Source organism: Cyclobacterium sp. 10D3-21 (genome assembly GCF_055809755.1).
In genome coordinates this window covers 4,040,118-4,055,056 of the sequence record NZ_CM147924.1, presented here as the reverse complement: position 1 = coordinate 4,055,056, position 14,939 = coordinate 4,040,118, and the positions used below count along the sequence as shown (strand labels likewise).

Here is a 14,939-nt window from a genome sequence, read left to right as displayed (position 1 = left end):
ATACAGCAGTAACAGGTTGCTGGTGGCCGTTTTCCATTGACGCTGAATTGGTGTTAAGTCCAGTATGATCCAGACATCAAAAGGCTAAAGTTAAATGGTTTTTTATCGGTTTGTGGTGTTAATCGTTTTTATAAAGACGAACAGGAAGAATACGCAAAATAACAGATCATTTATACCATAGCTCGAGTAAAATAGGCCTGCCATGATGTCTTTTTCATACACTTCTGAAACATTATTGTCAAGCATCCAATTGATCCAAATGTAGCCGTAAATGGATTTTTCAATGGCAAAAATACCTACAAGCCATATTACTTTTTCATAATTGTAAGCAATAGAAATATAAGCCAGTCCCCAAATTGCAATCATTAACAAGCCAAAGTTCGACATGACCATTGGATCATATTCAGGAATGGTTGAATTACTAAAGAACCGTGAAAAAACCAAAACCGTTAAGTTCATCAAGCCTGATAGTATAAAGCCTTTTGCAATTGTTTTATCTTGGATTTTCATATTTCAGGTGAATAGGTAACGTTGATTGGTTTATAAAAGATTGTGCCAATGTAGCAGTCGAATCAAAAATCGGCAATTCGAAACCAATAGGTGAAAAGAAGTCATTGTTTCTGCCAGTTACGCATTTTTGCGGTATACATGATGAGAATGAAGGTCAAATAGGGGACTGATCGTATGATGAAAGTTTTGGGCGATAAAACAGATAAAAGTCTACCAGTCCAACGGGAGGATCGGGGAGGGTGCCGTGAGCACATTGCCCACGGTTCGATTCCCCAAATCCTATATTTATCTAATCTGACCACGGAGCAAACCGCCTCCATGTTGAATGGAATGAACATTCACATACACGGGATCATTGTTGACTATTGTTAGGTTTTCTGCACTTAGGCTGAGGCTTTTTGCTAGGTCAAGCTGTGCATTGTCTGTTATACCTAAATTTATAAGCACCCCTCCATTAACTTCCGAAGATCCTGCGTGTACATGACTTGCCGTTATCGCATCTGTAGCATCCAGGTCATTCACAATCACTTTATAAAGCATGGATGTACCTATTATTCTTAAATAGGCAGCGCCTGTTTCATTTCTTCCAGCAATCGCAGGGACTTCATTGGCAGGGGATAAAGCTACATTGTAGGCATTGTCAATGGTCTGGTCAATTTGTCCTCTTACCAAGCCACTGCTTTTGTCTGTTGAATGAACATTTACGTAAACATCACTGCCTATTAAGGTAGCCACTTCGGCATCAGTTAATGTAACCGCTCCTGTGGCCATATTGCCTGAAAATGCGATATTGGTTCCATCTACCAGAGTAATGGCTACACTTCCAGCCGTTACGACATCACCTGTGTGAACATGTGCCATGGTTAAATTATCGGTGGCCAAGAGATTGTCAATTGTAATTGTAAATTCCAATGAATTGTCGTCAAACAATGTCATTTGAATGTCACCTGTTTCATTTCTGCCGGTTACCATGGGAATGGAGTAAGCATTGTCCAAATCAATATCGAAGGTCTGTACATTTACCTTGGCAGGGGTTTCGTCATCGTCCTTGCAACTGAATGTGATCAATGCACAAAAACTTAGCAGCATTAACAAATTGGTTACTTTCATCCTCTAAAAATTTAAATGGTAGTGTCTACTTCTTTTTATAGTCCTTTTTCAACAGGTTCAGACTTTGATTCTTTTCTTAAATGTAGAGAATAGTTGACACATAAACCAAGCCAACCTTCAGGCTACTACAATTTAATAATCCCAGTTTTAAACATAAAATATGGAATAGATTTTCAATTCCGTGATAGAATAAATCCCCTGAAAAAGGTCAGGACAGGCTGAAAAATGTAAGGAAACCCTACTGCGTAATTCCATCTAAAATTGACCCGTGAGGCAATCCACTAGATCTTATACAGTGCTTTTCTTTCCCCAATTGTTCTTTAAATAGTTCAAAGCATTTATAAGGGCTTCTTTGGAAGGTTTGGGATTGAAGTCCAATTCCTGCCTTGATTTCTGAATGTCGTAATCTTGTTTCAAACCATAAAACATGTCCAAATAATGCCGTTGTAATAAGGGTTCTTTACCGGTGATTTTGCTACCACATTCCATTAGCCCTGCTACCGCATACAAAAGGGATTTGGGTACTTTTTTTGGTGTTTTTAAATTTAATTCCGGGTACAATTCGGATGCTATTTTAACGCTTTCTTGTAAGGTGGTGTGTTTTTCGTTCGATAGGATGTAACGTTCTCCATTTCTGCCCTTCAACATCGCGCTGTAGGCGCCATTGGCCACATCTTTTACGTCAATCCAATTTAAGGTGACATTGGTGTCAACCGGAATTTCTCCCTTCAAAATCTGATAGACTAGCTTATTGGTATAGCTCAGTTTATGGGCTTCACTACCAATCATGGCAGAGGGTAAAATCAATACGGTTCGAATCCCATATTTTTTTCCCAATTCAATGGCCAGTTTGTCAGAATCATTTTTAGAATTGTAATACCAGTTTCGGCGGTCCTGGTTGTAGCCATTGTTAACGTTTGCAGGCAATTTTGTGAAGTCCAGCGCAGCTACTGAACTTACATAGACGATGTTCTGAATGCCGCATTCCCTGGCCATGTCAAATACATTCTGCGTTCCTTTTACATTATTGTCATAGATTTCGACCTTAGGATTTTTGGCCCACATACTGAAATTTGCGCCCACCGCATAAAGGTTGGTGATTCCCTGAAAGGCTTTCTTAAGTGAAGTCCTATCGGTAATGTCTGCGGGTACTACTTCACAATCCAAGCCTTCAAAGGATTCCAGGTTGTTTGTATTTCTTACCGTAGCCCTTACTTTCTGGTTTTTAGAAAGCAATAGCCTAACCAAATTATTCCCTAAATGCCCGTTGGCACCTGTTACCAATGAAATTTCCTTGCTCATATTGTTTTATTTTTTGTTTGAGCAAATTTCAGCAGCAAGTAAGAATTTTAAAATAACATTTGTTAGAAAGCGATTTGCTTGCGGATACGGCTCAATGATTGGGGTTCAATGCCTAAGAATGAAGCGATATTGTCGACGGACACATTCAAAGCCAGTTTTGGGTGTTGATTTAGGAACTTTAGGTAGCGCTCTTTGGCGGTTAAAACTTGAAAATCTTTTACACGATCTAACTTACAGCTCAAGTGTTCATTCGTGACCGTTTTGACAAGCTCGGCCCAAACCGGGGTTGATTCTTGCAACAATTCAAAGTCTGGCTTTGAGATTTTCACGAGGGTACAGTCGGTTATCGTTTCATAATAATCCGAGGAGGGTGTTTCGCTCATAAAGCTGTCCAAAGACGTAAAGAAATCATGTTCATCCACTAAATGCTGCACGACAAGTTTACCTTCAATATTTTGGTACCCTTTTACAATCCCCGAACTCAAAAAATATACATATCGTTCGATCTTCCCAGCCTCTAAAAGTTTGGTTTGTGCAGGTACATTTACTGAAGTTAAGTGTTTTTCAAGCAAAGCAATGTCGTCCTTGCTTATAGAAAAGCGAGTGTCTATATAGTTGAGTAGATTTTTCATCAGTGCATCTTGAAGTGTGCCGGTATAATTCTAGGGGTGGAGGTCAATTTCTAAACTGCCCTCTTTCCCGCTTTAAATGTACTAGTATTTTATTTATATCCTGGGTTGGATCCATTTTCATAGCATAGACGTCATCGGTAGAATTAGCGTTGGGCCTGTGTGTGGAAAACCGTGAAAATCCCAATTTAGTTGGACTGCCAAAACCTTTTTTAGCCCAGGAAGTATCCAAAAGGGTTTGCTGTAATGAAGTTAATTCGGGTTCGATTACAAATCAATTAACGATCTGCATTTGGATTTTGTCAGGATTGTTGCTAAAAACAGGCAACAATACCGCCAAAATCCGATGTTATTTGCGTTATCGATCCACGGGTTTCACCCGTGGTTATTGTTGTTGAAGCCCTTTAGGCTTCTTTGGTTTTTCGTCTAAATTCACGGGTTTGTCTATTCATCTGATATCAAATCCTATAAAACAATCGTCATTCCGAGGCTTAGCGATGGGCCTGTGCGTGGAAAGCCGTGGGAATCCCAATTTAGTTGGACTGCCAAAACCTTTTTTAGCCCAGGAAGTACCCAAAATGCGTTTGCTGTAATGAAGTTAATTCGGGTTCGATTACAAATCAATTAAGATCTGCGTTTGGATTTTGTCAGGATTGTTGCTAAAAACAGGCAACAATACCGCCAAAATCTGGTGTCGTTTATGTTCTCGATCCACGGGTTTCACCCGTGGTTATTGTTGTTGAAGCCCTTTAGGCTTCTTTGTTTTTCGTCTAAATTTTAGGTATTGTCTACTCAACTACCCTACAATATAAAGGTTATACTATATTAATTAGTTGATATGGTTTAGTCTTCTTTTGGGACTCTTCAAGTTGGTCATTAAATTAGCCAATATGAAAATTACTAATCATTCATTGATGAACTGATATCATAGGACAATCGTCATTCTGAGACCTAACATTTTCAAAAATGCGGCAATCCAGATGAGAATATCCAATGCCGCACCCCAGTGGGGTGCAATCTTTGTAGCCCTGGGTAAGCCGACGCAGGAGGTGCGACCCAGGGTCTAAATGAGTGGCATTTGTAGGGCATTAGCATCCAATACGCTCAACAGTGAAGCCGGCTTTTCGCTAATGCCAGTGGCCACTTACCCGAGAATTTCAAAATCTGTCATCGGTAGGCTTAGCGATGGCCCTGTGAGGAGAAAGCCGTTGGAATCCCAATTTAGTTGGGACTTCTTCCACTGGAGCATTAATAATGACCTACATTATTGGGTCTTTCAGGAATGTTTGCTGCTTTCATCCTTTTTCGGAAAGCTTCTTTACTTTCTCCGGGACTTGGCCATACATCACTGGGGCGATGGGAGTCTGACATCATTTTGTTTATCGCTTCCACTTTGTCTTTATTGTCAGCACTTATGTCATTTTCTTGTTGTGGGTCAGTGATCAAATTGTACAATTCCAACTCAGCTCCGCTTGCTTTGTGTCCATAATAGTCTCCCCAGCGAACGGCTTGATTTTGATGGTGTTCCCAATACAGGTACTCATGTTGTTTTTGCACGCCATCTCCGGTAAGGGTTGGTAAGATCGAGAGGCCATCTAAACCAGAAGGTGTACTTACCTGTGCCAAATCTGCTGCCGTTGGGAGGAAATCCCAAAAAGCCCATATATGATCGCTTTCTGAACCTGCTGCAATATGACCTGGCCAACGTGCCATGGCCGGTACATGAAAACCGCCATTGTATTCATTGCTTTTTTGCCCTCTGGTAGGGGACAAATGTTTGAAAAATTCACTTAAAGTAGGGCCTTCTTTGAGGTCAAGATACCTTGCTTCATAGCCATGACTTGAATTGCCATTGTCTGAAGCGAAGAAGATGATGGTGTCATCATCCAATTCCGATTCTTCTAGCAAGGCCATTAACCGGCCTACATCTCCGTCCATGCGGGAAATCATGGCGGCCCATTCTTTGTGCTGGATAGGCCAATCTTTGTCTTTGTATTCTCCAAGCTCAGGGACGATTAGCGGGCCATGAGGAGGGGTGTTTGCCAGGTACAGGAAGAAAGGCTGCTCTTTGTTTTGCCTCACAAATTCAAGTGCCTTTTCATTGATGATATCAAAAGAATAAACAGCTGCTGTCGGGTCTTCTATGCCGTTGGGAATTACTTTTCCTTCTTCATCATAGGCACTTGCCTTGGAATAGTTTTCGTATTCATAATGGGATTCATTCCCAGGGAAATAGACCTTTTCTTTGTTGTGATAGAGGAATTCAGGATAATAGGTGTGGGCTTGTCGTTGGTTGAGGTAACCATAGAATTCATCGAAACCCATATTATTGGGAATCCCCGGTTGGTTGTCCAATGCCAGTCCCCACTTTCCGAATAAACCGGTTTTGTATCCCGCTTCTTGCAAAAGCATGGCCACCGTATAATCGTCCTCTCTTAAGGATTCGCGAAAGGATTGATAAGAATTGCCCCTTACCCTGGCATGCCCCTGATGCAATCCCTGCATCAGCGAGGACCTGGATGGCGCACAAACGGTACTTCCTGCATAAGCATTCGTGAATTTGATTCCTTCATAGGCAATCCTGTCTATGTTTGGGGTTTTGATTTTCTCCTGACCATAAGCGCCTAAATCACCCCAACTAAGGTCATCACTTAGTATAAAGATGATGTTAGGAACCCGTTCTTCTTTTTGATTTTCCTGGCTACCAGAGCAAGCAGAAAACAGGAGCAAGGGGATCATCAATGCCAATGTACCCTGAATGTTGATGGAGTTTCTATAAAATGGTTTAAACTTCATGTAATGCTGATTAATAATGGCTTAAAATGTACTTTTTCCTGTCTTCTGCATTGTAGGTGCCGATAGTCCAGGATTTATCGTTCTTCTGTACCTTGAAAGCAGGTTTTACAGATCGATCCATGTTTTTGATATCCAAATCTCCTGCTACGGACTTGTCTCCCAATAGTGGGTTCAATACCGCTAATTCCCTAGGCGAAAGGGCCTGATAAATTTGAGGCAGGTCAAAATAGGTCAATATTCCAGGTAAAATAATCTCATGTTGGTATTCGGGGCTGTCTACTACCACAATGTTTTCAAAAGAAATAAGGGGATCCTCCAACAGAAATGAAGCAATGTTTTCATCAATTGCCCCAGCAAAAGCGCCATAAAGAGCGCCCATTCCCGTACCCCAATAATGTATCTTTTTGGCATTGATTGCTGGTGATATTAGCCAGTCGGTAAGCGCTAAAACATCTCTTACCCGTTGGCCAAAAATAGGTTTTCCCAATAGAAAATCCCAGAACTTATTGGCATTGTCAGGGCCTGTTTCGCCAATGCCTCGCAAATCAATGCCAACCAGTAAGTACCCTTTGGCTAATAGCGCTTCTACCAAATCCAGATCCTCCAACAAATTCGATTTTCCTGCTTCATGAACGTAAAGGATCACTTCTTTTCCTACCAGGTCTTCATCTGCACCCAAGACAATACCAGGTACAATTATCCCAGATTCAGGCTCCATGGTGAATTTCCGTAACGTCATGCCCTTGAGTTTCATGGGAGCTTGCAGTGTAGCATCTCCTTTAATGTCCGAAAAAGAGGTGTTCAACACCTTTTCAATCAATTGGGGCAATTGCTTTTGAAGTTCCGCTAGTGTTTGCTTTGATTGGATGGTTTTCCAATTGGCTTTGTTTTGGCCCAAATGCGCTTTTATCAAATCCAGTTCACTGATACTACCGGCTTCCTTATAAACAGTTCCGTTTTGGCTGGCCCATAATTCCTCTTCTTTCATTAATGGGGTATCCTTCTCCCAAAATTTTGAGGGATCACCTCCGGTCCATTTCAGCATCCATGAATAAGTGACTTCCCTTTGTTCTTGGTTGTAATCGTGGCCTGCATGGACCATGCTTGTTTTGAACTTCTCTGGCATCCCATGAGCGGCATAGGATTTACTTAGCCAGGTATCCAATTCCCAAACACCCCGAGTAGGATTCAAATTGTCATCAGTTGTGGCATTAATCATTAAGGCCTTGGGCACCTGGCAAAACAATGGATCTCCCCGAGGATCTATCAACTGACCGAATGCGCCGAAAAAGACCTGCTCATGATCGGAGGCAAGGTTCGCGTGGGTGCGGTGTGACCAGGTATTGGGATTGCAGGTGGGTACGGCAACAGCAATGCGATCGTCAAGGGGTAGGATATAGGTGGTCGTCATTCCCCCTCCCGAACTTCCGGTCATGCCAATTTTTGTGGGGTCTACTTCGGCCCTGCTTTCCAGGTAGTCGATGGCCCTAATGGCATCCCAGGCCATGAAATTAAATAGGTGGGTGCCGCTTAAAAAGGCTTTTGTTCCCAAGATCCTGTGAGAAGCCAGCAGTCCCCGTTCTCCCTGGCCTATCTGGTCAATGGTCAGCACCACAAAGCCATTTTTCGCCTGTGCGATACTCATCCTTTGGTACCGTTCATTGGCTTTTCCATTTTGGGCATGGCCTATGACATTCAATTGGGCAGGTCTTGGTCCGGTATAGTTTCTGGGAAGGTATAGATTGGCACTTACGTATAAATTAGGCCGGCTTTCAAACAAGATTTTTTCGATGCTGTATTCCTCGTACTCAATTCGCCCCGTAACACGTGCATTCAAAGGTGTTTTTTCTGGAAATGCACCTGTCCATTCTTTCATGGCATCCGAAATGGAGGCCGCACGATTGTCCCAGTCCTCTGCTGATTTTAAAGTGGAAAGGAGGGAATCCCTTTTGGCAAATTGGACAGCTACCATTTTGGTAAGGTAACTCCGCATCATGGTAGTTGCAGGCTGATTCAGGACAGTCAAATCATCCACCACGAGGGTGTTTTGCCCATTTGCAACGCCAACTATTAAAAGCAAAATAAAATTTAACCAAATGTGTTGCTGCATTTTACCTGATTTAAAGTAGTTATGGGAATTCTAATTAACTGTTTTAACCGGATTATGCAATACTATTTTTAGTGAGAGGTCAGGATTATCTGAAATTATTGCCTTCGACAAGCTCAGGCGACGGTATGTTCACGGTGGTTGAGCCTGTCGAAACCACGTTGTAGATTATCGTACTTGTTTTCATTGATACCATTGCCTTCGACAGGCTCAGGCGACGGTATGTTCACGGTGGTTAAGCCTGTCGAAACCACGTCATTTAATATCGTTTTTGTTTTCATCGATACCGTTGCCTTCGACAAGCTCAGGCGACGGTATGTTCACGGTGGTTGAGCCTGTCGAAACCACGTTATGTATTATCTTTTTTGTTTTCATCGATATCATTGCCTTCGACAAGCTCAGGCAACGGTACGTTCACGGTGGTTGAGCCTGTCGAAACCACGTTATGTAATATCGTATTTGTTTTCATCGATATCGTTGCCTTCGACAGGCTCAGGCGACGGTATGTTCACGGTGGTTAAGCCTGTCGAAACCACGTTATGTATTATCTTTTTTGTTTTCATCGATATCGTTGCCTTCGACAGGCTCAGGCGACGGTATGTTCACGGTGGTTAAGCCTGTCGAAACCACGTCCCTCGGATACTGTGTGTAATTTTTCGCTAAATGTGGCAATAATTCAAGTTTTCCATTAATCAAGGCTTCTTTCTTTGTCCTGCTCCAACCTTGAACCTGTTTTTCTCTATAATAGGCTTCATCTATTCTCTGATATTCTTCAGAATAAATCAATTTTACAGGCAATCTCTTCTTTGTGTGATTGGCACCTTCACCATTCTGATGTTGTTCAAGTCTAACATCAAGATTGTTGGTACTTCCTGTATAGTAGGTCCCATCGGCACATTCTAATATGTAGAGCCAACCTTTCATATTTACACATTAAGATTTAATATACCAATACACCATTGCCTTCGACAGGATTACGATTCCGGTGGTTGAGCCTGTCGAAACCACGTTATGTATTATCGTACTTGTTTTCATCGATACCTTTGCCTTCGACAGGCTCAGGCGACGCGTCAATATCGGTGGTTGAGCCTGTCGAAACCACGTTATGTATTATCGTATTTGTTTTCATCGATTCCGTTGCCTTCGACAGGCTCAGGCGACGCGTCAATATCGGTGGTTGAGCTTGTCGAAACCACGTCCCTCGGATACTGTGTGTAATTTTTCGCTAAATGTGGCAATAATTCATGTTTTCCATTAATCAAGGCTTCTTTCTTTGTCCTGCTCCAACCTTGAACCTGTTTTTCTCTATAATAGGCTTCATCTATTCTCTGATATTCTTCAGAATAAATCAATTTTACTGGCAATCTCTTCTTTGTGTGATTGGCACCTTCACCATTCTGATGTTGTTCAAGTCTAACATCAAGATTGTTGGTACTTCCTGTATAGTAGGTCCCATCGGCACATTCTAATATGTAGAGCCAACCTTTCATATTTACACATTAAGATTTAATATACCAATACACCGTTGCCTTCGACAGGATTACGATTCCGGTGGTTGAGCCTGTCGAAACCACGTTATGAATTATCGTATTTGTTTTCATCGATACCATTGCCTTCGACAAGCTCAGGCGACGGTACGATACCTTTGCCTTCGACAGGCTCAGGCGACGGTACGTTCACGGTGGTTAAGCCTGTCGAAACCACGTTATTATGATTTGCCAAGTTTTGTCGATTGTTGTCCTTTATACGAATGACATAGTTGTTTAAAACGTAAATAAACTTAGCTATTTACGGGATTGGCCTTTTACTTACCTATCTTTTCCAGTCTACCCATTCCCCATCTTCTGCTCAAAGCTGATTTCTATAAACTCTGCGGGGTGGGAAAGGGCTACTTTTACGGATACACGTAAGATGCCGTTTAAAATGTCTTCTGCCGTCATGGTGCTGCCCAGGCCTACAGCTACGGAATAGGCATCTGCCGGACTTGAACCCACAAGCCCTCCTTGTTTCCAGAAATCGGTTAAAAAGTTAGAAATCATTGTGTTTATTTCCCTCCAGGTGTTGGCATCATTGGGGGCAAAAACGTAGGCATTTATCCCTAACTGTATCGATTGTTCCAGGTAGATGAGTGTACGCCTTGTATTAATATACCTCCAGTCATTGGAGTTACCATCCATGGTGCGTGCGCCCCAGACCATGACGCCTTGGCCCACGAAGGAACGAATGGCATTTATAGCCCTGCCAGACAAGGGCACATTGAGGTCTTCCTGCATTTCATTGGTAATATTGATGGTCGGCGCTACAACAATTGAAATGGGGAGATTTGCAGGTGCTTTCCATACTCCAATCGTGTTGTCGATGGAAGTATAAATCCCCGCCATGGCAGCAGCAGGAGGCAATGTATTGACTTTCTTTTGGATTGAGTTGAGTACCAGTCTATACGCTTTGCTAATGGAATAGAGGCTGGCATGTGCGATTTTTCGACGGTTTTCTTTAATTTTTAGCTGTTGTTCCTTGCTTAATTTTGGGTCTTCCTCCGTAGGATCATCAGCTCCTTCAGCAGCAGGCTGGCCTGTCAGTTGGGATATCATAAGCAAAACCGCTCCTTTTGTTTGCTCAGATAAAGACCTAGCGTCTATTTTGAGTAAGGAATCCAGTGTTTTAAGGCCATTGCCCGATAGGTTTTTATAGGAGAAGTCATCTTCTTGGTACATAAATGTGTGTAGCCAGGGGTAATAGGCTGCGGCAAAAGAATAGTAAGCGGATTGCGAAGGGTTCACGTTTTCCCTAAAGGCATCAATGCTCTCGGACTGATTTGTTTTAGGTTCCCAATAGCCTCTAGGGATGTCCAAAATGGCCACTCGGTTAGCCATGGTCCCGCAATGGTCGATCATATGGGATTGTAAGGCATAAGCCTCGGCATATTTATTCTTTAATGTCGATTGGCTAGGATCGAATAATTCCACTGCCTCAGGTATAACGAGTAGGGTAGGGACGGTTTCTTTTTCCAGTAAGTCTACTGCCGTTTTTAAGTCTTCTGCATTGATAGGATCATTGTAATCCCCCACGCTTACCACAAAACATTCTGCTCCGCCATTGTTATAGAAAAATTGAAGTGCACTGCGCATTCGGTATTGCCGGCCATGGGCTTTTAGCAGATAGCTTTCCCCAAATTTTCCAAAGGTGAAATCCGGTGCACTGGTTTTGGTCTTTTCAAGGTCAAATTGATTCACTGGTAGTTCTTTACCGAAAACCGTATAAAATTCAGACAGTGAGGTTACCCTGTGAGGCTTATTGCGCAAATCCTCGCCATTGTAACTTGTGTTGTGCGTATAGCCTATGAAAGCCGGAATGGCGGTGGCTACAGGTACTATTGAATTCCCAAAGGAATCTATTTCCGAGACATAAACGCCTGGGGTTTTTCTTTGTTTATACATGTTTTGTTGTTTGAGACTTACTATTGATTGTCTGGCAATGCATCAAATTCCCTTCGTTTGTCATCGAACCATTTTTTCATTTTCTCAGGAGATTGCATCAGTTGCTGCATTTCTCCCATGGCATTCAAATGGGCGGGATCCTTTTTTTGGAACATTTCCATGCCATGGTTTTTGCTGAGTGCAGCCATTTCATCAAAGGTGTTGGCATGAAATGCCAGCCCACAGGCTCCCCCAAGTTGTTTACAGGTCATTGTTTTCATTATAGGTTAGGTTTATAGTTTATTAAAAGCGTTTCTGCACTGTAAGAACAGTACTTCGGCCAGATTTGTGTTTGTTATCTACTTTTGGTTTTTGTAATCTGCTGTAAAATAATCAATATAAGTAAAATCCTTTGGCTTCGACAGGGTTCGCCACTGGAATAATTACGTTTTTGTAGTTTTTTCTTTCTGGTCTCCATCTGGTCTAAGTTTAGCGAAGCGTAAATAGCCCTAAAATGAAGAAAGTTTTGGCTTCGACAAGCTGGCTTCGACAAGCTCAGCCACCGGTAATTGGTTAATGGTTTGGCTAAAGCCAGAAAACTGTATAAACTTATAACCCTCCAGCTAAAGCTGGGGGCTATTGAAAAAGAGGGATGGTTAAATTAACCTTGTTTTATCCCGAGCCAATTGTTCGAGGAAACAATTCAATAGGAATGGGCTTCAGCCCATTTATAGAAAGCGAATCATGTGGTCTGGCTTTAGCCAAAATTTAGAGAACGAAAGGTTTCTGTCCTTTTACCTTTACCTACGGGGCTTCAGAAAGCATTCTATTGAGCTGCTTGGGTTAATGATTTGGCTAAAGCCAGAAAACTGTATAAACGCTTATACCCCCCCCCAGCTAAAGCTGGAGGCTATTGAAAAAGAGGGATGGTAAAATTAACCTTGATTTATCCTGAGCCAATTGTTCCAGGAAACAATTCAATAGGAATGGGCTTCAGCCCATTTATAGAAAGCGAATTATGTGGTCTGGCTTTAGCCAAAATTTAGAGAACGAAAGGTTTCTGTCCTTTTACCTTTACCTATGGGGCTTGAGAAAGCATTCTAATGAGCTGCTTGGGTTAATGGTTTGGCTAAAGCCAGAAAACTGTATTAATGCTTATTACCCTCCAGCTGAAGCTGGGGGCTATTGATAACCTGACCCTTTGTAACAAATCCCCCTTCTTAAGGGGGCAGGGGGATTTTTTCGAGGATTTTCAATATAAAATTGATCGAAGTAATTGATAATTACGTAATAAATTCCCCTTTCCCCCTTTTAAAGGGGGATTCCGGTTTTTTAAGAATTTCCGAGTGTGTTATTGACTTTTCAATTGGTTAGCCCATTTGTAGGGGAGCATCAAATAATCTGGCTTTAGCCAAAATTTAGAGAACGAAAGGATTTTCATTAAAAATGGATTTTACAAAGGTATGGGGCTATAGAATTTCATAGGTTATCCTTACCTTAGTCAGCTTGAACACGGGGCTTTTTCCTTGGCTTGGGATTCAGTTGAATCAAAGTTGCAGGATTTCCGTAAAAACAGTTATTGTAATTTCCCTGCAGGAATATCTTGCAAAAAAAAATATTGTAAAATCACTTGCCACCATGCCAGGTGCATGCACACAGGTTTAAAAATAAAACATAGCATATGAAGCGAAGAAAGATGATTTCCACTATGGGAGCCATTTCCCTAGGATTAGCCTCTTCACCACTTTCAAAAGCAGAGGTGGTAAAAGAACCGTATAAAATAACGGAGAAAACGATTGAAACCGATATTTTGATAGTTGGCGGTGGTACTGCAGGCGTGGTGGCAGCCATTCAGGCAGGAAGAGCAGGAGCTAAAACGACCCTGGTCGAAAGTGGGAGTCAACTTGGAGGAACAACCACCACCGGAGGCGTTTCCTTCCCAGGGATTTTCCATGCCTGGGGAAAACAGGTCATCGGAGGCATAGGCTGGGAACTGGTGATGGATGCGGTGAATCTAAACGATGACATACTGCCCAATTTTTCCATCGTCCCCAATAATAAGACTATTCGCCACTGGAGACATCAGGTAACAGTGAATCCAGCTCTTTACGCCATGCTTGCAGAGGAAAAGTGCGTGGAAGCGGGTGTTGCTATTCGTTACTACGAAACGCCTACGACCATCAAATTCAACAAAGGCAAATGGACTGTGAAAACAGTGGGTAAGGGGTGTAGCAATGAAATTATTTGTGATCAGATCATTGATTGTACCGGTAATGCTACCGCTGCGTCGATAGCAGGCTTTAAGCTTTTGAGAGAAGAAGATACCCAACCAGGATCGTTTGTCTTCAGGATCGGTGGCTATGATTTGGAAAAGCTGGACCTTTCTAAGATTCCAAAAGAATATCACTCCAGGCTCAAGCAAAACATGCTTATCAATAATGACGTGAAAGTGGAATCATCTGTCAACAATTTCCCCGCTACTGTCCCTTATAATTATGTTTACGTGCATGGTGCCGACTCCTCTACCGCCGAGCTACATACAAAGGCAAACATAGAGGGAAGGGCTTCGCTTTTGCAATTGATCAGAAAATTAAGAACATTCCCCGGTTGTGAAAAATTAAAATTAATGGATGCGCGTCCTGAAACGGCCATTAGGGAAACCTACCGAATTGACGGACTTTATCAAATCACCCACAATGATTATGTTACTGGGAAAGTATTTGAAGACTCTTTGTCCTATTCATTTTATCCGATTGATTTGCACCGAAACGGGAAATCCATTTACCAGGAATTCCTAAAGGAAGACGTCGTTGCCACAATTCCACTCAGGGCATTGATACCTAAAAACAGTCAGAATTTCTTGGTTGCAGGACGTTGTTTGAGCAGTGACAGGTTGGCCAATTCCGCGCTAAGGGTTCAGGCCTCCTGTATGGGAATGGCCCAGGCCGCTGCGGCTGCGGCAGTATTGGCCATCAAGCATAAAGTTACACCAGCAAATGTTCCACTTGCAGAATTGAAAAATATGCTAAAGGAGCATGGAGGGATAGTACCGAATGCATGATTTGCTCA

At 42.3% G+C, this 14,939-nt stretch carries 11 protein-coding genes; 1 reads left to right on the top strand and 10 read right to left on the bottom strand.

All coding sequences use genetic code 11. From position 1 onward, the window contains the following. Positions 1-102: 102 nt before the first annotated feature. From AC0L7T_RS16015 to AC0L7T_RS15970, 10 genes are all read right to left on the bottom strand, one after another. On the bottom strand, positions 103-510 hold the full coding sequence (locus AC0L7T_RS16015; protein WP_473336498.1) for a hypothetical protein: 408 nt from the start codon (positions 508-510) through the stop codon (positions 103-105). A gap of 285 nt (positions 511-795) precedes the next feature. Next, positions 796-1,620 (bottom strand): CHRD domain-containing protein, encoded by an 825-nt coding sequence (locus AC0L7T_RS16010; RefSeq protein ID WP_473336496.1) that lies wholly within the window; start codon positions 1,618-1,620, stop codon positions 796-798. A 288-nt stretch (positions 1,621-1,908) separates the two neighbouring features. Further along, positions 1,909-2,922 (bottom strand): NAD-dependent epimerase/dehydratase family protein, encoded by a 1,014-nt coding sequence (locus tag AC0L7T_RS16005; protein ID WP_473336494.1) that lies wholly within the window; start codon positions 2,920-2,922, stop codon positions 1,909-1,911. A gap of 62 nt (positions 2,923-2,984) precedes the next feature. Next, a complete protein-coding gene (locus tag AC0L7T_RS16000) occupies positions 2,985-3,554 on the bottom strand; it encodes a Crp/Fnr family transcriptional regulator (protein ID WP_473336492.1) in 570 nt (189 codons plus the stop codon). 1,245 nt (positions 3,555-4,799) lie between these two features. Next, positions 4,800-6,347, bottom strand: a complete 1,548-nt coding sequence (locus tag AC0L7T_RS15995) for an arylsulfatase (RefSeq protein WP_473336490.1) — start codon at positions 6,345-6,347, stop codon at positions 4,800-4,802. Positions 6,348-6,357: 10 nt separating this feature from the next. Next, positions 6,358-8,457, bottom strand: coding sequence for an alpha/beta hydrolase (locus AC0L7T_RS15990; RefSeq protein WP_473336489.1), 2,100 nt, complete (start codon positions 8,455-8,457; stop codon positions 6,358-6,360). Positions 8,458-8,991: 534 nt separating this feature from the next. Then, positions 8,992-9,378, bottom strand: coding sequence for a GIY-YIG nuclease family protein (locus AC0L7T_RS15985; protein WP_473336487.1), 387 nt, complete (start codon positions 9,376-9,378; stop codon positions 8,992-8,994). Between the two features lie 179 nt (positions 9,379-9,557). Continuing rightward, positions 9,558-9,944: a GIY-YIG nuclease family protein gene (locus AC0L7T_RS15980; protein WP_473336485.1), complete on the bottom strand. Its 387-nt coding sequence runs from the start codon at positions 9,942-9,944 to the stop codon at positions 9,558-9,560. A 336-nt stretch (positions 9,945-10,280) separates the two neighbouring features. Further along, on the bottom strand, positions 10,281-11,891 hold the full coding sequence (locus AC0L7T_RS15975; RefSeq protein ID WP_473336484.1) for a phage tail sheath family protein: 1,611 nt from the start codon (positions 11,889-11,891) through the stop codon (positions 10,281-10,283). A gap of 20 nt (positions 11,892-11,911) precedes the next feature. Beyond that, complete coding sequence (locus AC0L7T_RS15970) at positions 11,912-12,151, bottom strand: DUF1059 domain-containing protein (protein ID WP_473336482.1); 240 nt, start codon at positions 12,149-12,151, stop codon at positions 11,912-11,914. Between the two features lie 1,400 nt (positions 12,152-13,551). Here AC0L7T_RS15970 and AC0L7T_RS15965 point away from each other — a divergent pair. Further along, a complete protein-coding gene (locus tag AC0L7T_RS15965) occupies positions 13,552-14,931 on the top strand; it encodes an FAD-dependent oxidoreductase (protein WP_473336480.1) in 1,380 nt (459 codons plus the stop codon). The last annotated feature ends 8 nt before the right edge of the window (positions 14,932-14,939 follow it).